24 protein-coding genes are annotated in these 23,670 nt (G+C 35.6%); 21 read left to right on the top strand and 3 right to left on the bottom strand.

The window, feature by feature from the left end; translation table 11 throughout:
- Window positions 1-77: 77 nt before the first annotated feature.
- Genes AB1K81_RS07315 through AB1K81_RS07305 form a run of 3 tightly spaced genes read left to right on the top strand, consistent with a single transcriptional unit; the run spans window position 78 to window position 2,865 of the window.
- Window positions 78-914, top strand: a complete 837-nt coding sequence (locus AB1K81_RS07315; RefSeq protein ID WP_412975959.1) for an SDR family NAD(P)-dependent oxidoreductase — start codon at window positions 78-80, stop codon at window positions 912-914.
- A gap of 5 nt (window positions 915-919) precedes the next feature.
- The gene (locus AB1K81_RS07310; protein ID WP_412975958.1) at window positions 920-2,416 is read left to right on the top strand and encodes an AMP-binding protein; all 1,497 of its coding nucleotides are present in this window, start codon (window positions 920-922) and stop codon (window positions 2,414-2,416) included.
- Window positions 2,417-2,433: 17 nt separating this feature from the next.
- Window positions 2,434-2,865, top strand: a complete 432-nt coding sequence (locus AB1K81_RS07305; protein ID WP_412975957.1) for an NUDIX domain-containing protein — start codon at window positions 2,434-2,436, stop codon at window positions 2,863-2,865.
- Between the two features lie 67 nt (window positions 2,866-2,932).
- On the opposite strand, the gene rnhC is transcribed toward AB1K81_RS07305, so the two are convergent.
- Window positions 2,933-3,868, bottom strand: coding sequence for a ribonuclease HIII (rnhC, locus tag AB1K81_RS07300; protein ID WP_412975956.1), 936 nt, complete (start codon window positions 3,866-3,868; stop codon window positions 2,933-2,935).
- Window positions 3,869-4,031: 163 nt separating this feature from the next.
- Between rnhC and zapA the strand changes: the two genes are divergently transcribed.
- The 12 genes from zapA to uvrC all read left to right on the top strand — a co-directional run bounded on the left by zapA (window position 4,032) and on the right by uvrC (window position 17,402).
- Window positions 4,032-4,295, top strand: coding sequence for a cell division protein ZapA (gene zapA / locus AB1K81_RS07295; protein ID WP_412975955.1), 264 nt, complete (start codon window positions 4,032-4,034; stop codon window positions 4,293-4,295).
- Window positions 4,296-4,302: 7 nt separating this feature from the next.
- On the top strand, window positions 4,303-4,854 hold the full coding sequence (locus AB1K81_RS07290; RefSeq protein WP_412975954.1) for a CvpA family protein: 552 nt from the start codon (window positions 4,303-4,305) through the stop codon (window positions 4,852-4,854).
- 131 nt (window positions 4,855-4,985) lie between these two features.
- Window positions 4,986-6,704: a DNA polymerase/3'-5' exonuclease PolX gene (gene polX, locus AB1K81_RS07285; protein ID WP_412975953.1), complete on the top strand. Its 1,719-nt coding sequence runs from the start codon at window positions 4,986-4,988 to the stop codon at window positions 6,702-6,704.
- Between the two features lie 36 nt (window positions 6,705-6,740).
- Window positions 6,741-9,077, top strand: a complete 2,337-nt coding sequence (locus AB1K81_RS07280) for an endonuclease MutS2 (RefSeq protein ID WP_412975952.1) — start codon at window positions 6,741-6,743, stop codon at window positions 9,075-9,077.
- 20 nt (window positions 9,078-9,097) lie between these two features.
- Window positions 9,098-9,505, top strand: coding sequence for a DUF350 domain-containing protein (locus tag AB1K81_RS07275; protein WP_412975951.1), 408 nt, complete (start codon window positions 9,098-9,100; stop codon window positions 9,503-9,505).
- Between the two features lie 217 nt (window positions 9,506-9,722).
- On the top strand, window positions 9,723-11,420 hold the full coding sequence (locus tag AB1K81_RS07270; RefSeq protein ID WP_412975950.1) for a long-chain-fatty-acid--CoA ligase: 1,698 nt from the start codon (window positions 9,723-9,725) through the stop codon (window positions 11,418-11,420).
- A 161-nt stretch (window positions 11,421-11,581) separates the two neighbouring features.
- Window positions 11,582-12,166, top strand: a complete 585-nt coding sequence (fadR, locus tag AB1K81_RS07265) for a fatty acid metabolism transcriptional regulator FadR (RefSeq protein WP_412975949.1) — start codon at window positions 11,582-11,584, stop codon at window positions 12,164-12,166.
- A gap of 120 nt (window positions 12,167-12,286) precedes the next feature.
- The gene (locus AB1K81_RS07260; RefSeq protein ID WP_412975948.1) at window positions 12,287-13,060 is read left to right on the top strand and encodes an enoyl-CoA hydratase; all 774 of its coding nucleotides are present in this window, start codon (window positions 12,287-12,289) and stop codon (window positions 13,058-13,060) included.
- 22 nt (window positions 13,061-13,082) lie between these two features.
- Window positions 13,083-13,856 carry an electron transfer flavoprotein subunit beta/FixA family protein gene (locus AB1K81_RS07255; protein ID WP_412975947.1) on the top strand — a complete coding sequence of 258 codons (774 nt, stop codon included), beginning with the start codon at window positions 13,083-13,085 and terminating at the stop codon, window positions 13,854-13,856.
- A gap of 25 nt (window positions 13,857-13,881) precedes the next feature.
- On the top strand, window positions 13,882-14,856 hold the full coding sequence (locus AB1K81_RS07250) for an electron transfer flavoprotein subunit alpha/FixB family protein (protein ID WP_412975946.1): 975 nt from the start codon (window positions 13,882-13,884) through the stop codon (window positions 14,854-14,856).
- Between the two features lie 335 nt (window positions 14,857-15,191).
- Window positions 15,192-15,506, top strand: coding sequence for a thioredoxin (gene trxA / locus AB1K81_RS07245; RefSeq protein ID WP_412975945.1), 315 nt, complete (start codon window positions 15,192-15,194; stop codon window positions 15,504-15,506).
- A 96-nt stretch (window positions 15,507-15,602) separates the two neighbouring features.
- Window positions 15,603-17,402: an excinuclease ABC subunit UvrC gene (gene uvrC, locus AB1K81_RS07240; protein WP_412975944.1), complete on the top strand. Its 1,800-nt coding sequence runs from the start codon at window positions 15,603-15,605 to the stop codon at window positions 17,400-17,402.
- A gap of 36 nt (window positions 17,403-17,438) precedes the next feature.
- Here uvrC and AB1K81_RS07235 read toward each other — a convergent pair whose 3' ends face one another.
- Window positions 17,439-17,876, bottom strand: a complete 438-nt coding sequence (locus tag AB1K81_RS07235) for a YslB family protein (protein WP_412975943.1) — start codon at window positions 17,874-17,876, stop codon at window positions 17,439-17,441.
- A gap of 277 nt (window positions 17,877-18,153) precedes the next feature.
- Here AB1K81_RS07235 and AB1K81_RS07230 point away from each other — a divergent pair, with 277 nt between their 5' ends.
- From AB1K81_RS07230 to AB1K81_RS07215, 4 genes are all read left to right on the top strand, one after another.
- Window positions 18,154-18,771 (top strand): succinate dehydrogenase cytochrome b558 subunit, encoded by a 618-nt coding sequence (locus tag AB1K81_RS07230; protein WP_412975942.1) that lies wholly within the window; start codon window positions 18,154-18,156, stop codon window positions 18,769-18,771.
- Window positions 18,772-18,799: 28 nt separating this feature from the next.
- The gene (gene sdhA / locus AB1K81_RS07225) at window positions 18,800-20,551 is read left to right on the top strand and encodes a succinate dehydrogenase flavoprotein subunit (RefSeq protein WP_412975941.1); all 1,752 of its coding nucleotides are present in this window, start codon (window positions 18,800-18,802) and stop codon (window positions 20,549-20,551) included.
- 33 nt (window positions 20,552-20,584) lie between these two features.
- Window positions 20,585-21,349, top strand: a complete 765-nt coding sequence (gene sdhB / locus AB1K81_RS07220; protein WP_412975940.1) for a succinate dehydrogenase iron-sulfur subunit — start codon at window positions 20,585-20,587, stop codon at window positions 21,347-21,349.
- 74 nt (window positions 21,350-21,423) lie between these two features.
- Entirely contained in the window at window positions 21,424-21,873 is a 450-nt protein-coding gene (locus tag AB1K81_RS07215; RefSeq protein WP_412975939.1) for an acyl-CoA thioesterase, read from the top strand.
- Window positions 21,874-21,912: 39 nt separating this feature from the next.
- On the opposite strand, the gene AB1K81_RS07210 is transcribed toward AB1K81_RS07215, so the two are convergent.
- Window positions 21,913-22,137: a helix-turn-helix domain-containing protein gene (locus AB1K81_RS07210; RefSeq protein ID WP_010099041.1), complete on the bottom strand. Its 225-nt coding sequence runs from the start codon at window positions 22,135-22,137 to the stop codon at window positions 21,913-21,915.
- Window positions 22,138-22,369: 232 nt separating this feature from the next.
- On the opposite strand from AB1K81_RS07210, the gene AB1K81_RS07205 reads away from it, so the two are divergent.
- Both AB1K81_RS07205 and racE read left to right on the top strand, forming a co-directional pair.
- Entirely contained in the window at window positions 22,370-22,822 is a 453-nt protein-coding gene (locus tag AB1K81_RS07205; protein ID WP_412975938.1) for a MarR family winged helix-turn-helix transcriptional regulator, read from the top strand.
- 23 nt (window positions 22,823-22,845) lie between these two features.
- Entirely contained in the window at window positions 22,846-23,658 is an 813-nt protein-coding gene (racE, locus tag AB1K81_RS07200) for a glutamate racemase (RefSeq protein WP_412975937.1), read from the top strand.
- The last annotated feature ends 12 nt before the right edge of the window (window positions 23,659-23,670 follow it).

Genomic DNA, 23,670 nt, shown 5'->3' with positions numbered 1-23,670 from the left:
CTTACTATATTTAAGGGTGGGGAATGTATGGCTACAAAACTAAATTTATATCATGTTTCTTCCTATAAGGAGAGCATATGACAAAAGCGTATACGTTATTAGAAAAGTTATTATTTCCGCCGACCTTAATAAATACAATAAAACTAGAAAAAGAGCTTCAAGGTAAAAACATTATCATTACAGGAGCGAGCTCTGGTATTGGAGAACAATTAGCTGTTTTATTAGGAGAAATAGATTGCCATTTAATCCTTGTAGCAAGAAGGAAAGAACGACTTCTTCAACTACAAAAACAAATTAAACGTGCGAAAATTAGTGTTTTTGCTGGGGATTTAAGAGACAAAGTAGAAATGCATCACTTGATATCCTATATTCGTACCCTAGATGGGAAACTAGATATCATTGTTAATAATGCAGGAATTTCCATTAGCCGTTCCATATTTGATTCTTTAGACCGCTTACATGATTTTAAGCGAACAATGGCAATTAATTATTTTGCCCCCGTAGAATTACTACTGGCTACTATTCCAATACTTGAAGGGAGTCATGGACAAATCATAAATATTTCTACCATTAATACATTACTGACTCCTTTCCCAAAGTTTTCTGCTTATCAAGCTTCTAAACAAGCCTTTGATGTTTGGTTCCAATCAGTGGCACCTGAGCTGAATTCAAAGGGTATCCGCACCACTTCTATTTATCTGCCACTTGTTAGAACACCTATGATTGAACCTACGAAAAAATATATAAATGCACCAGCTATGTCACCATTACATGTAGCAAAGATTATTAGTAAAACGATGTATACAGAGCGTAAACGGTTTAAGCCTTGGTGGATAATATTTGGACAAGTAAGTTCTCTACTATTTAGAAGCGTTTGGGAAAGAACCTCAAAAGTTAACATAAAAAAAAGGTGATATTAATGAAAATCTTAATTTTTCTCTATATTTTATATAAGATAAACATGATATCACCTTCCAGTCTGTTTTCCTTAGTCAAAGCACTTACTCGAACAGGAACTAATTTAATGGCGATGTTAGAAGTGGCTGTTACAAAGTACAATAAAAGGGTTGCGATTATAGACGATGACAGAAGTATTACATTCAAGCAATTATATATTGAATCTAATCAATTAGCAGATTATGTTTTTCAGTTTGAGGGAATTCGTGAAGGGAAAAAGGTTGCTATTCTTTGCCGTAATCATATTCTGCTCATTGAATCGATATTTGCGGTTTCAAGAGTAGGGGCAGATCTGTATTTACTGAATACCGATTTGGGTAACGAACAAGTTAATAATCTATTATCTAGTAATAAGTATGATGCGATTATTTATGACTCTGAGTTTAGTTCACTAGTTGTTAATGCTAGATGTAATGGGAAGAAAATCGATATAAAATTACTTAATCAGTTAACACATTGTACTTCAAAGATTCCAAGGGCTTCTAGTGGAAAACTAATTCTCCAAACAGGTGGAACGACAGGTACGCCTAAAGTAGCAGGGCATAAACCATCCTTATTAAATTATTTAAACCCTTTATCTACAATGATTAGAAGGATGAACATACTACATTACAAGTCTGCTTATATAGGTACGCCAATTTTTCATGGATATGGATTAGCTCTATTATTGTTGTTTATCGCTTTAGGCAAGAAATGTCTAGTCACAAAACGTTTTGATGCGAAGCATGCTAATCATATAATAAATCAACATCGAGTTGAATTGATAACCGTTGTACCAATAATGCTACAAAGGTTATTACAATTAAATAATACGAATCTGCAATCTTTGCAATGTATTGCTTCAGGTAGTGCAAAGTTAAATCCTAAGCTTGTTCAATTAACATCTTCTCGATTGGGAAATGTGTTATATAATTTGTATGGTACATCTGAAACAGGATTAAATATGATTGCAACACCAAGGGATTTAAACTTTTCGGCATTAACGATTGGAAAGAAAATATTTGGTAGTCATATTAAAATAGTTGATAAAATGGGTAAAGAAGTTAATTCAGGAGTAATTGGTGAAATTATGGTTAAAAATTCGTGGTCCCAAAAATATAGGATAAACAGATGGATTCTCACAGGTGACCTAGGATATCAAGATAAAAATGGATACTTTTATTTAAGTGGAAGAACTGACGACATGATAATATCGGGTGGTGAGAACGTTTATCCGTCAGATGTTGAGCATATTCTCTCGGAGCATTCCGAAATAGAGGACGTCGCTGTAACAGGAGTATTGGATGAAGAATTCGGTGAGCGATTAAGAGTCTTTGTTAAGACTACATCTTTAACAGAAGAAGATATTCGAAAATGGCTAAGTACAAGGGTAGCAAGGTATCAAATGCCTAGAGAAATTGTAATTGTAGATTGCATACCTTATACACCATTAGGGAAGAAAGATCTAAAGCGATTATAGTAGTAGAGGAGATAATGATGACTCATAAATTAGGGGCAGGAATGGTTGTACTAGAGGATAATAAAATTTTATTAATAAAAGATGAGAAAGGCTGGGGATTACCTAAAGGTGGAACGGAATTCGGTGAATCTTTTATGGAAACTGCAATAAGAGAGGGAAGAGAAGAAACAGGTTATGAAATAAAGGCAAATGAAGTTGCCTTTATTACAGAATTTAAGTCAAAAAAATTCGGTAACTATTTACAAGTCTATTATTTCGGCAAAATAGTAGGGGATTCTGATATGCCTATTGATCCTGAAATAGAATCAGTAAAATTTATTGCGACAGAGAGATTAAGAGAGTATATTAAGTTCCGACCGTGGATAATACCTTTAGAAAGGTGGCTAGAAGAGCGGACTATTGGGTATTATTCGTTTGATTTGGACGAAGAAGGTTTTGAGATTGATTAGAAGATTACCATAGTTTAGAAAGAATCTGAAAAGAGAGATGATGAGAGCGCCTCATCATCCATCTTCATCATAAATACTGTCTAGCTTTCTTTGTATTTGCAAAGTGAAGCTTAGCACATGTTTGAAGTACTTCTTCACCTTGTTCACGAATGATTCGAGCGATAGTTTGATCAACCACCTTAGATGCACCTTTTCTTAGTTCAACACCAATTTGTTCAGAAAGCTTATCCATTTCTTTGACAAAGCTTGCTCTAGCAATAATAGACGCTGCTGCCACTGCTATCGAATAACTCTCCGCTTTCGTCATAAAGTATGTTTTGCTAGGTAATGTTCCTTGCTCTGATGCGATATGTTTTTTATATACTCCTGGCTCGCAAAATTGATCTATTAAGATCCCTGTATAATCGACATCACCTATCTTGTTTAGGAGATTGTTAATTGCGTGATGATGAAGCATTGCTTTCATTTTACCTTGTGACCAACCCCTTTTTTGAAGTGTGTTGTATTTCGGGTTATGTAAGATTAGTAATGAATAAGGAATATGCATTTGTGCCATTTCTTTTGCTAAATGAATAATTTTCTCATCTGTTAAGTTCTTAGAGTCTTTAACACCTAGCTCTTTTAATAAAGAGATTTGAGATGAGTTGATATAAGTACTAGCTACTGTTATTGGTCCAAAATAATCTCCTGTTCCCGCTTCATCTGAACCAATATGTGAAGAAGTAAATAGAGTCTCTGGTGGAGTATAGATAGAATGAATTGCTGACTTTTTGATTTCTGCATCAGTGTCCGAATTATTTACTCCATTTAACCACTTCCCGATTTCCACACTAGGATTATTGCCTTGGAATAAGACTTTCCCTGATTTGTAAGCAGTTATAACTGCATTGGAAGTTTTCGCACGGAAAACCGCCCCTTGTGGTGAAGATGTTAATGATTTATGATAATATTGTTTCATTTTTTCAATTTCTTCAGTTGTAAACACATACACATTTTGAGACATGAACGTTCATCCTTTCTATTCAATATTGACTATAACAAAGTATTCATAAGAAAGAAATGCAAAAAAATAGGGCACGAACAGTTTCCCAATTGTCTGTCTTCGTGTTAAGATAAACTATAGAAAAAAATGCTAGAATCGTTAAATAAGGTAGGAGGGTAACCTAGTGACCCAAAAACAAGATAAAACGCGTGTAACGGTTGAAATAAGAAATAGGTCATACACGATTGTTGGAGATGAGGATGCTAGTCATGTTCGTTTAGTGGCTAGTCTAGTAGACCAAAAAATGAGAGAAATCCATGAAATGAATCCACAGCTAGACACGGCTAGTCTTGCTGTTTTAACTGCAATAAATTCTATGAATGATTACTTAACATTAAAAGAAGAGTATGCAACATTACTAGGTTCAATAAAAAAAGAAAGAGGATAAAATACATATGGTAGATTTTATACTGATATTCTTATTAATATTCGGTTTCCTTGTCGGATTAAAAAGGGGACTGATACTTCAGGCGGTACATTTATTAGGATTTGTAGTTGCCTTTATATTAGCTTCCGTCTTCTATGATGATCTTTCAAACCACTTAGCTATTTGGATACCATATCCAGATTTAGGGGATGAAAGCCTGTGGGCTGAATTTTTACAAGCATTACCTTTGGAGAGTGCTTTTTATAATGCTATTTCCTTTGCACTTATCTTCTTTGTAGTTAAATTTGGTTTGCAAATATTAGCTTCCATGATTGATGTTATTGCTTCACTTCCAATCTTGAATTCTATAAATAAGTTATTAGGTGCAATCTTAGGTTTCTTGGAGATTTATTTAATCCTTTTTGTATTTTTATACATCGTAGTACTTACTCCAATCGGTACAATTCAAGAATGGGTAAATAATTCGAATGTAGCATTATTTATTGTGGAACATACACCATATTTCTCGGAAAAGATTAAAGATCTATGGTTTACACATATCGTTTCCATCATTGAATGATAAAGACAAGGCTAATTCATAATACTAGGATTATCATTGTATGCTAGGTACAATAAAGATAATTCGTTATGAATTAGCCATATTTTTTGTTTGGCTTGATAATATTAAGAAATTTTGAATGGGTGATAAAGGTGACAATTAATAAAAAAGACGTTATAAAATTGTTAGAAACATTTGCGATATATCTAGAATTGAAAGGGGAAAATCCCTTTAAAATATCTGCCTTTCGAAAAGCAGCACAAGCATTAGAGAGAGATGAACGATCCTTATCTGATATGATGGATTTTACAGAAATAAAGGGAATTGGTAAGGGTACAAGTACAATAATAGAAGAGTATCTGGAAAAGGGTGAGTCTGAGGCCCTGGAAGAACTAAAAAAAGAAGTTCCAGAAGGATTAATTCCATTACTTAATGTTCCTGGTCTTGGAGGTAAGAAGCTTGCCAAGTTATATCAAGAGCTTAATGTCGTTGATGCAGAAAGTTTAAAGGAAGCAATTGAATCAGGGAAAGTTGAAGGGTTAGCAGGTTTTGGTAAAAAATCGGCAGAAAAGATACTTGCTGCGTTAAGCGATTTGGGGAAACGCCCGGAACGTTTACCTATTGCATATATGCTCCCGATTGCAGAGCGTATTGAAGAATATTTACGTACAATTCCAGAAATTCATCAATTTTCAAAAGCGGGTTCCCTTCGCAGGATGAAAGAAACGATTAAAGATATAGATTTTATTATTTCGACAGATGAAATGGAAAGTGTGAGGGAAGCATTACTACAAATGCCTGATTTAAAAGACGTAATTGCTAAGGGAGATACCAAGATTTCTATTACGTTAGACGATGTGTATGATGTAAATGTAGACTTTCGTTTAGTAACGAATAAAGAATTTGCAACTACTTTGCATCATTTCACTGGCTCGAAGGATCATAATGTTGCTATGCGCCAATTGGCGAAATCCCGAGGAGAGAAAATTAATGAGTATGGTATTGAAGTTGAAGAGACGAATGAATTATTAACTTTTTCCAGTGAAGAGGAATTTTTTAACCATTTTGGCTTACAATTTATTCCTCCTGAAGTGAGAGAGGATACTGGTGAAGTTGTTGCTTTTCAAGAGTCAATTGACTTAGTAGAGTTAGAAGATATTCGTGGAGATATCCATATGCATACTACTTGGAGTGATGGGGCTCAGACGCTTGAAGAAATGGTGAATCAGGCTAGAAACTATGGTTATGAATATATCGCTATCACAGACCATTCTAAAAACCTACGTGTTGCTAATGGTTTAGATGAGGACCGACTTCGGAGTCAACGAGATGAAATTGCAAAACTAAATGAAAAATATAGTGATATTCACATATTTTCCGGTGTGGAAATGGATATTTTAACTGATGGTTCTTTAGATTTTTCTAATGATTTTCTAAGAGAAATGGATTATGTCATTGCAGCAATCCATTCGAGCTTCAATCAATCAGAAGAACAAATCATGAAAAGATTGTATAATGCTTTAGAAAATCCTTATGTGTCTCTAATTGCCCATCCAACAGGTAGACTTATTGGTAGAAGAGAAGGATATAAAGTGAACTTAGAAAAGTTAATAGAGCGAGCTAAAGAAACAGATACTGCGCTTGAAATAAATGCTAATCCTAACCGATTAGATATATCAGCAGAGTGGGCGAGAGTTAGTCAAGAAGCAGGAGTAAAAATAGCGATAAATACAGATGCTCATAGTTATAAAATGTTGGAGCATATGAAATATGGTGTTGGAGTCGCAAGAAAAGGCTGGTTAAAGAAAGAAACGGTGTTAAATACTTGGACAAAAGAGAAACTAATAGCGTACTTTAACCGTAATAAATAAAGAAGCCAGATTACATCTTGGTAAAGGAGCAAGTCAATGAACGAACGAATATTACGAGTGTTAGATTTTCAAAAAGTAATCGATCGCTTGATTCAACATGCTCAAACTAGTTTGGGAAAAGATTTAGCATCAAAGTTGAAACCTTCTACTAATTTAGAAGAGGTAAATCGATTACAAGATGAAACAGATGAAGCTAGTCAGGTAATCAGATTAAATGTACCAATACCTTTAGGTGGAATTTTTGATATAAGACCTAGTCTAAAAAGAAGTGTTATCGGAGGAGTATTAAGTACATCAGAATGTTTAGATGTGGCTAATACTATTTACGGCGGTCGTCAAGTGAAGGATTTTATTGACGGATTAGATGAAGATTTACCTATTCTGAAAGAACTAGTGGAAGCCATTACACCATTAAGAAATCTTGAGCTTGAGATTAAAAGCTGTATTGATGACAATGGTCGTGTGATGGATAGCGCTACAGAAAGATTAAGAGGGATCCGTACTTCTATAAGGACACATGAAAGTAGAATAAGGGAGAAACTAGAAAGCTATACGAGAACAAAGAGTAATATGTTATCTGATGCGATTATTACGATACGTAATGACAGATATGTATTACCAGTAAAACATGAGTATCGCGGAGCGGTTGGGGGGATAGTTCATGATCAATCTGCATCGGGACAAACGTTATTCATGGAACCAAAAGCAGTAGTAGACTTAAATAACCAATTACAAGAGTTACACGCAAAAGAAAAACAGGAGATTGACCGTATTTTACGGGAGTTAAGTCAAAGTATTGCTGAAGAGGAATCTTTTTTATCAGAAAATGTCCGTATTTTAGCTATTGTCGATTATATGTTTGCTAGAGCAAATTTAGCTCGAGAAATGAAAGCTTCAAGACCAACGATGAATGATCTCGGGATTATGAAAATGCAACAAGCACGTCATCCTTTGATACCAATTGATGAGGTAGTTGCAAATGACATTGAGATTGGAAGAGATTTTACTTCCATTGTAATTACTGGTCCGAATACAGGCGGTAAAACCGTTACATTAAAAATGGTCGGATTATGTACATTGATGGCTCAATCTGGGTTACAAGTACCGGCACTTGATGGATGTGAAATGGCAGTATTTGAAAATGTTTTTGCAGATATTGGTGATGAACAATCTATCGAGCAAAATTTAAGTACGTTCTCCTCGCACATGACAAATATAGTAGATATTTTAAACTATGTAGATGACCGTACCCTTGTCCTTTTTGATGAGTTAGGAGCCGGTACTGATCCACAAGAAGGGGCAGCTCTTGCTATGTCTATCCTAGACGAAGTGGTTTCGAGAAATGCACGAGTTATTGCAACAACACATTATCCTGAATTAAAAGCATATGGGTACAATCGGAAAAATGTCATTAATGCTTCTATGGAATTTGATGTGCAAACGCTACAGCCTACATACCGTTTATTAATTGGTGTGCCTGGTAAGAGTAATGCATTTGAAATCTCTAAAAGATTAGGGCTAGAGCAATCTATTATTGAACGAGCTAAAAGTCATATTGGGGTTGATTCTAAAAGCGTTGAGAATATGATTGCATCGTTAGAAAAGTCGAAAATTCAAGCAGAGCAAGAATATGAAGAAGCACATAAGATCCTACTTGAAAGTGAAGCTTTAAAGAAACAAATCGAAGAAGAATGGCATCGATTTGAAAGTAAACGTGAGGCATTATTCAAGAAAGCGGAGGAAAAAGCTGAAAAGGCACTTGCTAATGCTCGTGAAGAAGCAGAGACTATTGTTAGGGAAATTCGTAATATGAAGACCGATGCTAAACTGAAAGAGCATGAATGGATTGCAGCAAGAAAAATGTTAGAAGAAGCACAGCCACAATTAACTTCTAAAAAGGAAACTAAAGAACAGAATATAACAAAGGAAACATTTAACCCTGGTGATGAAATTAAGTTATTAACATTAAATCAAAACGGGATAATTCTTGAAAAAGTAAGTGACAATGAATATTTGGTACAAGTTGGTATAATGAAAGTAAAAGTAAAAAGAAATGACCTGCAATTAATTGGCAAAAAGAAAGAATCATATCAAAAACCTTTAGCAACCGTAAAAGGCTCTAATTATCACGTACCTCTTGAGTTAGATCTTCGGGGAGAACGATTTGAAGACGCCTTACTCAAGCTAGAGAAATACATCGATGATGCTATATTAGCAGGTTATCCGAAGGTCTTTATTATTCATGGTAAAGGAACTGGAGCACTACGTAAGGGTGTACAAGATTATGTGAAAAAACATCCAAGTATTGCGTCAACTAGACAAGGTGCAGCAGGTGAAGGAGGAAGCGGTGTTACCGTAATCGAATTTCGATAAGAGTCTAAGGGGATGGTTAAATGAACAACTTTTGGGAGAATGTGTTTATAGATACTGCTGCTAGTTTTAGTGTAGTTATACTTTGTACGGTTGTATTCTTAGCGGTATTTGAATTAGTAACGAAATATAAGAATTGGGAAGAGATACGACAAGGAAATGTTGCCGTAGCAATGGCAACTGGTGGTAAAATTTTTGGTATTGCTAACATTTTTAGATATTCAATTGAACATAATGATACATTGTTAACAAGTATTGCTTGGGGGACGGTTGGATTTATACTTTTATTAATTGGTTATTTTATTTTTGAATTTCTTACACCAACCATTACGATTGATGAGGAAATTGGTAAAGGAAATAAGGCTGTCGGACTAATTTCCATGATCATTTCCATTGGACTGTCTTATGTTATTGGTGCAAGCATTATATAGAGGTAAAGGGAGAACATTATGGAGACTTTGGCAAAAGTATGTATAGGAGTAGCGGTAGCATTTGTTTTAGTAGGGGTACTATATCTCGTTTTTGATTTTGACTTTAGTATTTTTTAGTTACAAAAGAAAAAAATTTTTCAGAATCTAAAATAAAATTTCAAAAAATATAAATTAGTCGGTATAATAGAACTAACTATATAAAAAGGAGGTTAGTTTTATGGGGGAAGAAAAAAGATGGCATAAGCATTACCCAGATGAAATACCGACTTGTCTTTCTTATGACGAGAAGCCATTGCATCTATTTTTACAAGATGCTGCTTCAGAGTACAGAGAAAAGAAAGCGCTTCATTTTATGGGTAAGGAATTAACGTATGGCGAAGTGTTTGAACAGGCTAAAAAGTTTACCCACTATCTTCAGGGCCTGGGCATCAAAAAGGGCGACCGCGTAGCAATTATGTTACCAAACTCTCCGCAATCAGTTATCGGGTATTATGGTGCTTTAATGGCCGGCGCAATTGTGGTGCAAACCAATCCACTTTACACGGAGAGGGAATTGGAGTATCAATTAAATGATTCAGGTACAAAGGTTATTGTTTGTTTGGATATTTTAGTTCCTAGAGTGACAAGCGTAAAGAAAAATTCTCCACTTCAACATATGATTGTTACGGGAATTAAGGATTATTTACCTTTTCCAAAAAACTTACTATATCCATTTATTCAAAAGAAGCAATATAACATGGTTGTGAAAGTAGAAGAATCAGCTGATACACATGTTTGGAATAAGATAATGGAGCAGGCTAAACCAGAATATGAAGAGATAGATGTAAATCCCGTCGAAGATATAGCATTGCTTCAATACACTGGTGGTACAACGGGTTTTCCTAAAGGTGTCATGCTATCACATCAAAATTTAGTTGCAAATGCGAAAATGTGTGAAGCATGGATTTATAAGATGAAAAAAGGTGAAGATATAGTTTTAGGTGTATTGCCATTCTTCCATGTTTATGGGATGACTGCAGTAATGAATATTTCCATCTTAACAGCCGCAAAAATGATTCTCTTGCCAAAGTTTGATGCAGGTGAAGTGCTAAAGACAATTCATAAATTAAAGCCAACTGTATTTCCTGGTGCACCAACGATTTATATTGGGTTGTTAAACCATCCTGAGCTTAGTAAGTATGATTTATCATCAATTGATGCTTGTATTAGTGGTTCCGCTCCTCTTCCAGTTGATGTTCAGGAAAAGTTTGAAAAGGTAACAGGTGGTAAGTTGGTGGAAGGTTATGGTTTAACCGAATCGTCACCAGTTACGCATGCTAATTTAGTATATGGAAATCGAATAAGCGGTAGTATAGGTCTCCCTTGGCCAGATACGGATGCAAAAATTCTAGATATGGAAACCCACGAAGAGGTAGAAATTGGGGAGATTGGTGAATTAGCAGTGAAAGGTCCACAAGTTATGATGGGTTACTGGGAAAAGCCCGAGGATACTGAGAACACGTTGAAAGATGGGTGGCTATTAACGGGTGATTTAGGTTATATGGATGAAAATGGCTATTTTTATATTGTAGACAGAAGGAAAGATATGATTATTGCTGGTGGGTACAATATTTATCCTCGAGAAGTAGAAGAAGTTCTATATGAGCATGAAGCGGTTCAAGAAGCGGTTGTAGCAGGAGTTCCTGATCCATATCGTGGAGAAACAGTAAAAGCATATGTCGTTCTAAAAGAAGGATACGCCATTACTGAAAAAGAATTAAATACGTTTTGTAGGGAAAAGTTGGCAGCTTATAAAGTTCCAAGAATTTATGAATTCCGTGATGAATTACCTAAGACAGCAGTAGGAAAAATCTTAAGAAGACAATTAGTGGATGAAGAAAAAAGAAAAGTTAAGGATGAAGTAAGTACTACTTGAGCAAAATGCTTAAGAGGCTTCTAAAAGCATACAAACTTAATATTGACAGAATAATATTCTGGGTTTAAAATAAAATATGAATGAATCATCATTCATATTTTATTTATTTTGAAAGGCGACTAGAGCTTTTCCAATGCTTGTATGCTTGAAGGAGAAACGTAATGAAAAACAACAAACCGAAATATAAGTTAATTATTGATGCGGCAGTCGATGTGATTGCAGAAAATGGTTACCATGCTTCACAAGTTTCCAAAATTGCTAAAAAAGCAGGGGTAGCAGACGGTACCATATACTTATATTTTAAGAACAAAGAGGATATTTTGGTTTCTGTTTTTGAAGAAAAAATGGGACAGTTTATCGAACAAATTGCTGCAGCAACTAGTGAAAGAAAAAGTGCAAGTGACAAGCTGCTTACATTAATTGAAATGCATTTTGGTCAACTAGCTGCTAATCATCATTTAGCGATAGTAACACAGCTAGAGTTAAGACAGTCTAATTTATCCTTGCGTCAGCAAATAAATAGTATTTTAAAACCCTATCTAGTAGTTATTGATGGAATTGTCAAAGAAGGAATTAAAGAAAAACTTTTCCGTCATGATATTAATGTACCTTTAATTAGACAAATGATTTTTGGTACATTAGATGAAACGGTAACAAACTGGGTCATGAATGAAGAAAAATACGACTTAGTAAGTTTATCCCCAGTTGTTCATAAATTAATCACGCAAGGAATAAGTGTTAAGTAATACATAGTTAAACTAATTCTAGCTTCATCGTATTGATGTAATGTATAAAACGCAATGCGGTTTGAAAGAAAAAGATTTCAAACCGCATAACTAGAAACTAATTATGAATGGGGTGTTAACGTGGGAGCAATTGATTTCACATTATCAGGAAATGTTGCAACGCTAACGATTCAAAGTCCACCTGCAAACGCTTTATCTAGTACTCTTTTGAATGCGCTTTCTGAAAAACTAGATTTAATTGAGAAGGAAGAAAAAGTAAAGGCGATTGTTTTAAAAGGGGAAGGAAGATTCTTCTCAGCAGGAGCAGACATTAAAGAATTTACATCTTTACAAGAAGCATCAGACTATCAATCGCTCGCAGAATTTGGTCAAGAGTTGTTTGACCGAATTGAGCATTTTTCAGTACCTGTAATAGCAGCAATCCATGGGGCTGCTTTAGGTGGTGGCATGGAGCTTGCACTTGCTTGTCATATCCGAATTGCGACTGAAAATGCAAAGCTGGGTCTACCTGAATTGACTCTTGGAATTATACCTGGCTTTGCAGGAACACAGCGCCTTCCACAGTATGTTGGGACAGCAAAGGCATATGAAATGATCTTAACAGGTGAGCCTATTACAGCAAAGGAAGCATACCAGTATGGGTTAGTGAATCAAGTTGTTAGTGAAGAAGAAGTATTTGAAGTAGCAACAACATTAGCTACTAAAATCGCTTCAAAAAGTAAGCCAACAATAAATCGTATAATGCAACTTGTACCTTATGCAAAGTCTGAAAATTTTGCGAGTGGGGTAAAAGAAGAGGCAAAAGCATTTGGGGAAATATTTGGCTCCCAAGATGCTAAAGAAGGGGTTTTAGCTTTCATTGAAAAACGAAAGCCTAATTTTATAGATAAATAGATAACAAGAGGAGGAACTAGAGATGAATATCTACGTGTTATTAAAAAAGACATTTGATACAGAAGAAAAAATCGTAGTGACTGATGGTCGAATTGAGGATGATGGTGCAGAATTCATCATTAACCCTTATGATGAATACGCAGTTGAAGAAGCTATCAAACAGCGTGATGAACATGGTGGTGAAGTTACTGTTGTCACTATTGGGGATGAAGATTCTGAGAAGCAACTTCGTACCGCATTAGCTATGGGTGCTGATAAAGCTGTCTTAATTAATACTGAAGATGACCTTGAAGAAGGGGATCAATATACAACAACCAAAATTTTGGAAGCGTTCTTCGAAGATAAAGAAGTAGATTTAATACTAGCTGGAAACGTCGCAATCGATGAAGCAAGTGGTCAAGTTGGACCAAGACTTGCAGAACGTTTAGGTATTAATTATGTAACAACTATCACTAGTCTAGAAATTGACGGCGATACAGTAAAAATCGATAAGGATGTAGAAGGAGATGTGGAGAAAATCGAAACATCTTTACCACTATTAGTAACATGTCAACAAGGTTTAAATGAGCCAAGATACCCTTCTTTACCGGGAATTATGAAGGCGAAGAAGAAACCTTTAGAAGAATTAGAAATCGATGATCTTGATTTAGATGAAGATGAATTAGAACCAAAAACAAAGACAGTCGAGATATTCTTACCACCTGAAAAAGAGGCAGGAAGAGTGTTAGAAGGAGAAATAGAAGACCAAGTAAAAGAACTTGTTTCGCTGCTAAGAAACGAAGCGAAAGTACTTTAATTAGAGAGAGAAAGGAGAATTTATCATGAGTGAAAAAATACTAGTTATAGGTGAATCTAGAGATGGTGTGTTACGTAATGTTACTTTCGAAGCAATCTCTGCAGCGAAAAAGATAAAATCTGAAGCTGAAATCGTTGGTGTTCTTTGTGGAAATGATACACTTGAAGAACAAGCTAAAGAAATGATCTATTATGGAGCAGATAGAGTTGTTACAGTAAAAAATGAAAAGTTAGCTTCTTATACTTCTGATGGGTATGGTCAAGCGATTTTAGCAGTTATTGAGGACGAAAATCCTTATGGTATCGTGATGGGGCATACTGCAATCGGAAAAGATTTAACTCCAAAAATTGCAAGTAAGTTAGAATCTGGTTTAGTATCAGATGCTGTTGATATACATGCTAATGGTAATGAAGTTGTATTTACAAGACCTATTTATTCTGGTAAAGCTTTTGAAAAGAAAGTAATTTCAGAAGGAATTGTGTTCGCAACAGTACGCCCTAATAATATTCAAGCATTAGATCGTGATGAATCTCGTTCAGGCGATGTTCAAGAGAAAACAGTTGATATTTCGGACTTGCGAACTGTCATCAAGGAAGTGTTACGTAAAGCTACAGATGGTGTTGATTTATCAGAAGCAAAGGTTGTAGTAGCAGGTGGACGTGGTGTGAAGAGTGCTGATGGTTTCAAACCATTATACGAATTAGCTGAAGTATTGGGTGGTGCTGTAGGAGCGTCTCGTGGAGCATGTGATGCAGACTACTGTGATTACTCTCTACAAATTGGCCAGACAGGTAAAGTCGTAACACCTGACCTATACATTGCAGTTGGTATCTCAGGAGCAATCCAACATTTAGCAGGAATGTCCAATTCAAAAGTAATCGTAGCTATCAATAAAGACCCAGAAGCAAACATCTTTAATGTAGCCGACTACGGAATAGTTGGAGATCTATTCGAAATCGTACCTATATTAACAGAAGAAATAAAAAAACTAAAAGCTTAATAAAGTGTTTGTAGCTTATTTTAAATAAGGCATATTTTGGGATTGTTACTTGCACTGAACGGCCCGAATACACGTAGACTCCCGCGGGAATGGTGGCATAGGTGAGACCCCACAGAGCTTTAGCTCAAGAAGGCTCACCAGTCCCCCCGCAGGAAAGCAGTGTGTATTCGGGCCGCGGGCTTGTAAAGAGAGTAATTACATGGATTTAAGCTAAAAACTATTAAGATATAGTGTTTTTTATTTGGATAAGAATCTCAAGAATAAGCAAACTGTTAGTAAGGTTATCTATAATAATGGTATACTCTTTTTGAAATGAAGTAAAAGGAGGAATTTGAGTGGCAATTAAAAATGTTACAGATCAAAACTTTGCAGATGAAACCTCAAAAGGTTTAGTATTAGCTGACTTCTGGGCGCCATGGTGTGGCCCTTGTAAAATGATAGCTCCAGTACTTGAAGAAGTAGATGGAGAAATGTCTGAAAAAGTACAAATTGTTAAACTTGATGTAGATGAAAATCAAGAAACAGCAAGTAAATTTGGTGTAATGAGTATTCCAACATTATTATTATTTAAAGATGGTAATGTCGTTGATCAAGTGATTGGATTCCAACCAAAGGAAGCACTTGTTGAATTAATTAATAAACACGCTTAAGTTTAACAAAAATCTAGTTCAAATAATAAATCCCTTGTTGCAGCTGTAACAGGGGATTATTTTCTACTGTCTAAAATAGTTTAAGGAATGACGATAATGAACCAGAAAATCCAAGAAAAGCTAGCAGTTTTACCCGCTAAGCCGGGGTGCTATTTAATGAAGGATAAACATAATACCATTATATATGTTGGAAAGTCCAAGATGTTAAAAAATAGAGTTCGTTCCTACTTTACGGGTGCACATGATCAAAAAACACAACGATTGGTTCAAGAAATAGTGGATTTTGAATACATTATCACTTCATCAGAGATAGAAGCACTCATTTTAGAAATGAATCTAATAAAGAAGTATGATCCGAAGTTTAATGTCATGCTCAAGGATGATAAATCCTATCCGTACTTAAAAATCACCTCCGAAAGACATCCGAGATTAATCATCACACGAAAAGTAAAAAAAGATAAAGGGAAGTATTTTGGGCCATATCCAAACGTTATTGCTGCAAGAGAAACAAAAAAGTTATTAGATAGACTTTATCCTTTGCGTAAATGTAATAATCCTCCTGGTAAGCCATGTTTATATTATCATATGGAACAATGCTTGGCATGTGGAGATAAACCACCAACAGTTGAGTTCTATAAGGATGTCGTTCATGAAATACAATCATTCTTGCAAGGTGGTTTTAAATATATAAAACAAGCTCTTACTCAAAAGATGCAAGATGCAAGTGAACAATTAAACTTTGAAAGAGCAAAAGAATTAAGGGATCAAATTCAACATATTGAAGTAGTAATGGAACAACAAAAGATGACCTTAAATGATAGAGTGGATCGTGATGTATTTGGCTATAGCTATGATAAGGGATGGATGTGTATTCAAGTGTTCTTTATTAGACAAGGGAAATTAATCGAACGAGATGTTTCTGTTTTCCCTTTCTTTGATGAAGCAGAAGAGACGTTCTTAAGTTTTATAGGTCGATTTTACCTCCATGAGAACCATCCTAAACCAAAACAGATCTTTGTTCCAATTGGTACCGAAACGGAATTATTAGAAGAGTTACTAGAAATAGATGTTCATACTCCTTACCGTGGTAGGAAAAAAGAGTTAGTAGAATTGGCTATGGAAAACGCAAAAGCCTCTTTGTCAGAGAAATTTTCTATTATTGAGCGAGACGAGGAACGAACTATAGTCGCTGTAGAAAAGCTTGGTGAGGCATTAAATATAGAGACACCGCATCGAATTGAAGCATTCGATAACTCCAATATCCAAGGAACTGATCCCGTATCTGCTATGGTTGTATTTGTAGATGGGAAACCGAGTAAGAAGGACTATCGGAAATATAAAATAAAAGATGTGCAAGGTCCAGATGACTACGAAACGATGCGTGAGGTCATTAGAAGAAGGTATACACGTGTTTTAAAGGAATCGTTACCAATTCCAGATTTGGTTATAGTAGATGGTGGGAAAGGCCAAATGAGCGCTGCTCTGGATGTGTTAGAGAATGAATTAGGATTAGACATCCCGCTGTGTGGGCTTGCTAAAGATGATAAACATAGAACGAGTGAATTATTATATGGATTTCCACCAACAGTCGTACCATTATCAAGACAATCTCAAGAGTTTTATTTAATTCAACGCATTCAAGATGAAGTGCATCGATTTGCTATAACATTCCACAGACAACTACGAGGTAAAAATTTATTCCAATCAGAGTTAGATAAAATACCAGGTGTTGGTGAGAAACGAAGAAAGCTATTATTAACACATTTTAAATCTGTAAATGAAATACGAAATGCTCAACTTGAAGATATTACAAAGCTTGGCATTCCACAAAATATTGCCGAAATCGTGTTGAAATATTTAAATGAGGATAATAATGAAGAGGATGCTTTAGACTAACCCTAAAATTTATTAGGATAGTCTAAGCATCCTCTTCTATTCTACAAAGACAACTGTAAATTCAACTTGATGAATTTTAGGGCGTATTTCTTCTACACATTCACATTCTACTCCTTTAAGAATAGAAATTGCTTCAGCAAGAAATCCCGCTTCTAATCGGAATTCTGTTTCAATTGGCATGGCTAAACGTTGAACAACAGAGTCTGCTAGAAGATGAAATTCTAACTTGTTACTCTTTTCCTTAAATAACTCAAGACGACCCCAACCCACTTTTTCAAAGAAAAAGATGATATCCCCCAACGCTTGTAGATTGAATTTTCTTGCAAGGCTTCTCCCCATAAAATACAGTAGTGCATCAGATTCAGATCCAAATATATCTGGTAAGCTAATATATCGAATTAAGTCATATCCTGCACCTGTTGATTGAATCTTTTCCAATAATTCAATTGGAAGTTTCTCTTGTTTTTTTGGCATAGCTAGATTCCTTCCTATATGTAAAAAATTCACATAGTAACATTATAAGTATATTGTTATTATCCATGCATTTTTATTTTTACGCAAGATTTACTAATCCTTGAAAGCGATTTAAATTAGGAAAAAAATTAGGTGGCCTTTTCTTGACGCTAATTAGAGTTAGTCGTACAATAAACATGTTGCAAATTGTACATTTTAGTGAAAATATTGATGTTTTATTTCGTCTAAAATGTCAGACTATTTACTAAATCATCAGAAGAACTAAGGGGGGTATCACATGGCGGAGCATAGGGAGTATTTTTACAGAAGGTTACACTCTTTATTAGGTGTAGTTCCAATCGGATTATTTATGGTTCAACACTTAGTAATTAACCATTTTGCAGTGTATGGAGAGGAAAGTTTTAATAAAGCAGCTAGTTTTATGCATAATCTTCCATTCGTACTAGCATTAGAAATCTTTATCATTTACTTACCAATTTTATTCCATGCAATTTTAGGGGTTTATATTGTATTTGTTGCAAAAAACAATGTAAGACGTTACGGTTTCGTACGTAACTGGTTGTTCTATTTGCAACGTATATCAGGAATTATTACGTTAGTATTTATTGCATGGCATGTTTTTGAAACACGTGTGCAAGTGGCTCTAGGAGCGCCTCTAGATTATAGCCTTATGGAAGGAATTTTAACGAATCCAGTAATGTTCTGGTTTTATGTTATTGGTGTTCTTTCTGCTGTATTCCATTTCTCCAATGGATTATGGGGCTTCTTCGTTTCTTGGGGTATTGCACAATCACCAAGATCACAAAAAATTGTTACATATGCTACTTTAATCGTATTTTTAGTAGTGAGTTATATCGGTATTAGAACACTAATTACTTTTGCTTATGGAGTGTAAGAAAAGAGAGAAGGAGTGAGTTTTCATAATGAGTAACCGTAAAATTGCTATAGTAGGCGGAGGCTTAGCTGGTCTTATGGCAACTATTAAAGCTGCCGAAGCTGGTGTAAGCGTTGACCTATTTTCAATAGTTCCTGTAAAACGTTCTCACTCTGTATGTGCCCAAGGTGGTATCAATGGTGCCGTTAACACGAAAGGGGAAGGAGATTCTCCTTGGCTCCATTTTGACGATACGGTGTATGGAGGAGACTTCTTAGCAAACCAACCACCTGTAAAAGCAATGTGTGAAGCAGCACCAGGAATAATCAATATGTTAGACCGAATGGGGGTAATGTTTAACCGTACACCAGAAGGTCTACTTGATTTCCGTCGTTTTGGTGGTACACAACATCACCGTACTGCTTTTGCTGGGGCAACAACAGGTCAGCAATTATTATATGCATTGGATGAACAAGTACGACGCTATGAAGTAGAAGGCTTAGTAACGAAATATGAAGGATGGGAATTCCTAGGTGCAGTTCTTGATGAAGAAGGTGTTGGACGTGGTATTGTCGCACAAGACATGAAGACACATGAAATTAAGTCATTCCCGTCAGATGCAACGATTATGGCAACTGGTGGACCAGGGATTATCTTTGGTAAATCCACTAACTCTATGATTAATACTGGATCTGCTGCAAGTATTTTGTATCAACAAGGTGCAAAATATGCTAACGGTGAATTCATCCAAATCCACCCTACTGCAATTCCAGGAGACGATAAGCTACGTCTTATGAGTGAATCTGCTCGTGGTGAAGGTGGACGTGTTTGGACTTATAAAGATGGTGAACCTTGGTATTTCTTAGAAGAAAAATACCCTGCATACGGTAACCTAGTTCCACGTGACATTGCAACTCGTGAAATTTTTGATGTTTGTGTTAATCAAAAACTGGGGATCAATGGTGAGAACATGGTTTACCTTGACCTTTCTCATAAAGATCCAAAAGAACTTGATATTAAACTTGGTGGAATCATTGAAATCTATGAAAAATTCGTAGGAGAAGATCCACGTAAAGTTCCAATGAAGATTTTCCCTGCTGTTCACTATTCAATGGGTGGTTTATGGGTTGACTACAATCAAATGACAAGTATTCCTGGAATATTCGCTGCTGGAGAATGTGATTATTCACAGCACGGAGCTAACCGATTAGGTGCCAACTCTTTACTATCGGCAATTTACGGTGGTATGGTAGCAGGTCCTAAAGCAATTGAATATGTTGAAGGATTATCTAAACATGTGGAAGACTTAGATTCTAGTCTTTATGAAAATCGTGTTAAAGAAGAAGAAGAGAAGTTTGAAGCTCTAATGAACATGAGTGGTGAAGAAAATGCTTATCAGATTCACCAAGAGCTTGGCGAATGGATGACAGATAATGTTACAGTAGTACGTGAAAATGCGAAACTATTAAAAACAGACGAAAAAATTCAAGAATTACTAGAACGCTGGGGAAATATCAATATCAACGATACTTCTCGTTGGAACAACCAAGGCGTAATGTTTACTCGTCAGCTTAAAAATATGCTTCACTTAGCGCGTGTTATTACGATTGGTGCTTATAACCGTAATGAAAGTCGTGGTGCACATTATAAGCCGGAATTCCCTGAACGTAATGATGAGGAATGGTTAAAGACTACGATTGCAGAATTTGATGCAAAAGAAAATGGACCAAAATTCTCTTATGAAGAAGTCGATGTATCCTTAATTCCGCCACGTAAACGTGATTACACGAAAAAGCACTAAAACGTAAAAAATAGCGAAGGGAGTAAACTGAAAATGGCTGAACAAAAGACTGTTACATTTATTATTACGCGTCAAGATAGCCCGGATACTGCTCCATATCAGGAAACATTTGAAGTTCCGTATCGTAAGAACATGAATGTTATTTCTGGGTTAATGGAAATTCGTAAAAATCCCGTTAATACAAAAGGGGAAAAAACGACCCCAGTAGCATGGGATATGAACTGTTTAGAAGAGGTTTGTGGTGCATGTTCAATGGTGATAAATGGAGTGCCTAGACAATCTTGTGCTGCTTTAGTTGATGAATTAGAGCAACCAATCCGTTTAGAGCCAATGTCAACATTTCCAGTTGTACGTGATTTAGTTATCGATCGTGAACGTATGTTTGATGCACTAAAACAAGTTAAAGCCTGGATTCCTATTGATGGATCCTATGATTTAGGGCCTGGTCCTCGTATGCCAGAGAAAAAACGTCAATGGGCTTATGAACTTTCAAAATGTATGACTTGTGGGGTATGCTTAGAAGCTTGTCCAAATGTTAATGATAAATCCAATTTCATTGGACCTGCTGCAATCTCTCAAGCTCGTTTATTCAACTCACACCCTACAGGTGAGATGAATGCAAGTGAAAGATTAGAAGGTTTAATGGAAGAAGGAGGACTAGTTGGTTGTGGGAACGCACAAAACTGTGTCCAAGTTTGTCCAAAAGGAATTCCATTAACAACTTCTATCGCAGCAATGAACCGTGCAGCTACTGTACAATCATTTAAAAATTTCTTTGGTAGCGATAACGCACATTAATAATAACTTACAACCAGACCCTTACCGAGACTTTGGTAGGGGTCTTTTTCACATAAAGTGGGGAGAGTTAACACATGAGGAAAATTTCATATATTGAAGATTTTGAGGTGTGGAAAGGAGAATTTTCCTTTTCTATACCGGTTCGAATTCGTTTTTCAGAAACAGATATGTTTGGGCATGTTAATAACGTTAGTCCGTTTATTTACTTTGAAGAAGCACGGATTGAGTATTTAAAGTCTGTTGGGCTGTTTGAAAACTCGAGTCATACTGAAGGTATTCCTATCGTTGCTGATTTGCAATGTGATTACTTAAAGCAATTATTCTTCCAAGATAGCCTCAGACTATATGTTAAAGCAGCGCACATTGGAAACACCTCATTTGATATTCACTATATGGGTGTCAATCAACATGAGGAAGTTTGTTTAACAGGAAGAGGGAGAATAGTGTACATTGATCCATCTACTGGAAAACCACTTAAGCTTGGCGTAAGTCTTAAGGAGAAATTATTGGCAGCATCTAAATAACTATAAAACCGACTTCCTGTAAAGGAAAGTCGGTTTTTTCTAGAGCTTTAATTCACCCATGCGGATGAGCTCTACAACTGCCTGTGAACGCCCCTTGACTCCTAATTTTTGCATAGCATTTGAAATATGGTTACGGACAGTTTTTTCAGATATAAACAATTCCTGGGCAATTTCTTTTGTTGTTTTGTCCTGAACTAAGAGCTCGAATACTTCTTTTTCACGTTTAGTCAATAATTGCTTCGGTTTGTACTCGTTGTCCTTCAAATGTTAACCCCTCCTTGCTGTCATAGAGCTGCAGACTTGAGGGTAATTATTTAGTCACTAATAGCTTATGTGATGAAGAATAAACGGTGCGCACATTTCTTGAATGAAAAAAATATATTAATATACACCATTTTTTCCACTAAATACTATAGTTTTTGAAAAAAATCATAAGTTTTTCGAGCTTTTATGATAAAATATGACTATATTGAATGGAAGTTCAGGAGGTAAGGTCTTGGTATATAATATTTCAGCAGAACAAATTGCAAAGTTAGAAAAAAAACTCCGACATATTTCGGGTGCAATAAAACAAAATGGCCGTAAAATACTTAATAATTATCCGATTACAAATCCTCAATTCATTGCTCTTCAATGGTTAAAAGAAGAAGGTGACTTAACGATTGGAGAACTATCTGCAAAAAATGGGTTAGCGTTTAGTACCACTACCGATTTAGTGGATAGGATGGAAAAAAATGATTTAGTAGAACGTGTACGGGATACGAACGATCGACGAGTAGTACGTATTCATGTTTTAGAAAAAGGACATCGAATTATTGAAGAAGTTATTTTAAAGCGTCAAGAGTATTTAAATAATGTGCTAGAGAATTTTACCGAAGAACAAACGACAACTCTTATAGAACTTCTTGATTTACTTCATGCACAAATGAAAAGTATAAATGAAAAATAACATCTTAGAAGAGGCGAATTTAATTGAATAAACCAATCGGTGTCATCGACTCTGGGGTCGGTGGTTTAACAGTCGTACATGAATTAATGAGACAACTTCCAAGGGAGAAACTTATTTATCTTGGAGATACACTAAGGTGTCCATATGGTCCAAGAACTTCAGAGGAAATACGAAGGTTTACTTGGGAAATGGTCGAATTCTTATTAACAAAAGATATTAAAATGTTAGTTATAGCCTGTAATACAGCTACAGCATATACGCTTAATGAATTACAAAATCAACTAACTATACCAGTAGTTGGTGTCATCCAACCAGGTGCTCGTGCAGCAATTAAATCAACGTTAAATGACCATGTTGGTATTATTGGTACGGAAGGGACTATCCGTAGTAATGCTTATACGGAAGCACTAAATATGATTAAACCGGAACTTTATATTTCTTCACTTGCTTGTCCGACATTTGTACCAATGGTAGAACAAGGAATGTTGTCAGGGGAGATTGCGAGGTTAACGGTTGCAGATGCTCTATATCCATTAAAAGACTTCCCTGATATGGATACACTTATATTAGGTTGTACGCATTATCCGTTATTAAAAGATGTAATTCAGGAAGTGGTTGGACCACAAGTAACATTGATTTCTTCGAGTGAAGAGACTGCTAGAGAAACTAGCACGATACTAGAAATAAATCAAATGTTAAATGATGGATTAGAACATTGTCATCATCAATTTTTTACAACTGGTGATATTGATATATTTACTTCATTAACAAATAGGATATTTAATAGCTCAATTGAAAATTTAAGATCTGTTTCTATTGAAAAGGCTGTTATATAATTTCCGAGTAGT

This window comes from Ornithinibacillus jepli (assembly GCF_047228935.1).
In the GTDB taxonomy this organism is placed as follows: Bacteria; Bacillota; Bacilli; order Bacillales; family Amphibacillaceae; genus Ornithinibacillus.
The sequence above is the reverse complement of the archived record's forward strand: the minus strand, read 5'-3'. Positions and strand labels throughout refer to the sequence as shown.

What these genes read in the sequence shown, in the direction of transcription:
- AB1K81_RS07305 (WP_412975957.1), top strand. Translation starts at nt 2,434, where the DNA reads ATGACTCATAAATTAGGGGCAGGAATGGTTGTACTAGAGGATAATAAA.
- AB1K81_RS07255 (WP_412975947.1), top strand. Translation starts at nt 13,083, where the DNA reads ATGAATATCTACGTGTTATTAAAAAAGACATTTGATACAGAAGAAAAA.
- AB1K81_RS07315 (WP_412975959.1), top strand. Translation starts at nt 78, where the DNA reads ATGACAAAAGCGTATACGTTATTAGAAAAGTTATTATTTCCGCCGACC.
- AB1K81_RS07310 (WP_412975958.1), top strand. Translation starts at nt 920, where the DNA reads ATGAAAATCTTAATTTTTCTCTATATTTTATATAAGATAAACATGATA.
- rnhC (WP_412975956.1), bottom strand. Translation starts at nt 3,868, where the DNA reads ATGTCTCAAAATGTGTATGTGTTTACAACTGAAGAAATTGAAAAAATG.
- sdhB (WP_412975940.1), top strand. Translation starts at nt 20,585, where the DNA reads ATGGCTGAACAAAAGACTGTTACATTTATTATTACGCGTCAAGATAGC.
- sdhA (WP_412975941.1), top strand. Translation starts at nt 18,800, where the DNA reads ATGAGTAACCGTAAAATTGCTATAGTAGGCGGAGGCTTAGCTGGTCTT.
- fadR (WP_412975949.1), top strand. Translation starts at nt 11,582, where the DNA reads ATGAAAAACAACAAACCGAAATATAAGTTAATTATTGATGCGGCAGTC.
- uvrC (WP_412975944.1), top strand. Translation starts at nt 15,603, where the DNA reads ATGAACCAGAAAATCCAAGAAAAGCTAGCAGTTTTACCCGCTAAGCCG.
- AB1K81_RS07275 (WP_412975951.1), top strand. Translation starts at nt 9,098, where the DNA reads ATGAACAACTTTTGGGAGAATGTGTTTATAGATACTGCTGCTAGTTTT.
- AB1K81_RS07215 (WP_412975939.1), top strand. Translation starts at nt 21,424, where the DNA reads ATGAGGAAAATTTCATATATTGAAGATTTTGAGGTGTGGAAAGGAGAA.
- AB1K81_RS07270 (WP_412975950.1), top strand. Translation starts at nt 9,723, where the DNA reads ATGGGGGAAGAAAAAAGATGGCATAAGCATTACCCAGATGAAATACCG.
- AB1K81_RS07235 (WP_412975943.1), bottom strand. Translation starts at nt 17,876, where the DNA reads ATGCCAAAAAAACAAGAGAAACTTCCAATTGAATTATTGGAAAAGATT.
- AB1K81_RS07250 (WP_412975946.1), top strand. Translation starts at nt 13,882, where the DNA reads ATGAGTGAAAAAATACTAGTTATAGGTGAATCTAGAGATGGTGTGTTA.
- AB1K81_RS07230 (WP_412975942.1), top strand. Translation starts at nt 18,154, where the DNA reads ATGGCGGAGCATAGGGAGTATTTTTACAGAAGGTTACACTCTTTATTA.
- AB1K81_RS07290 (WP_412975954.1), top strand. Translation starts at nt 4,303, where the DNA reads ATGGTAGATTTTATACTGATATTCTTATTAATATTCGGTTTCCTTGTC.
- AB1K81_RS07280 (WP_412975952.1), top strand. Translation starts at nt 6,741, where the DNA reads ATGAACGAACGAATATTACGAGTGTTAGATTTTCAAAAAGTAATCGAT.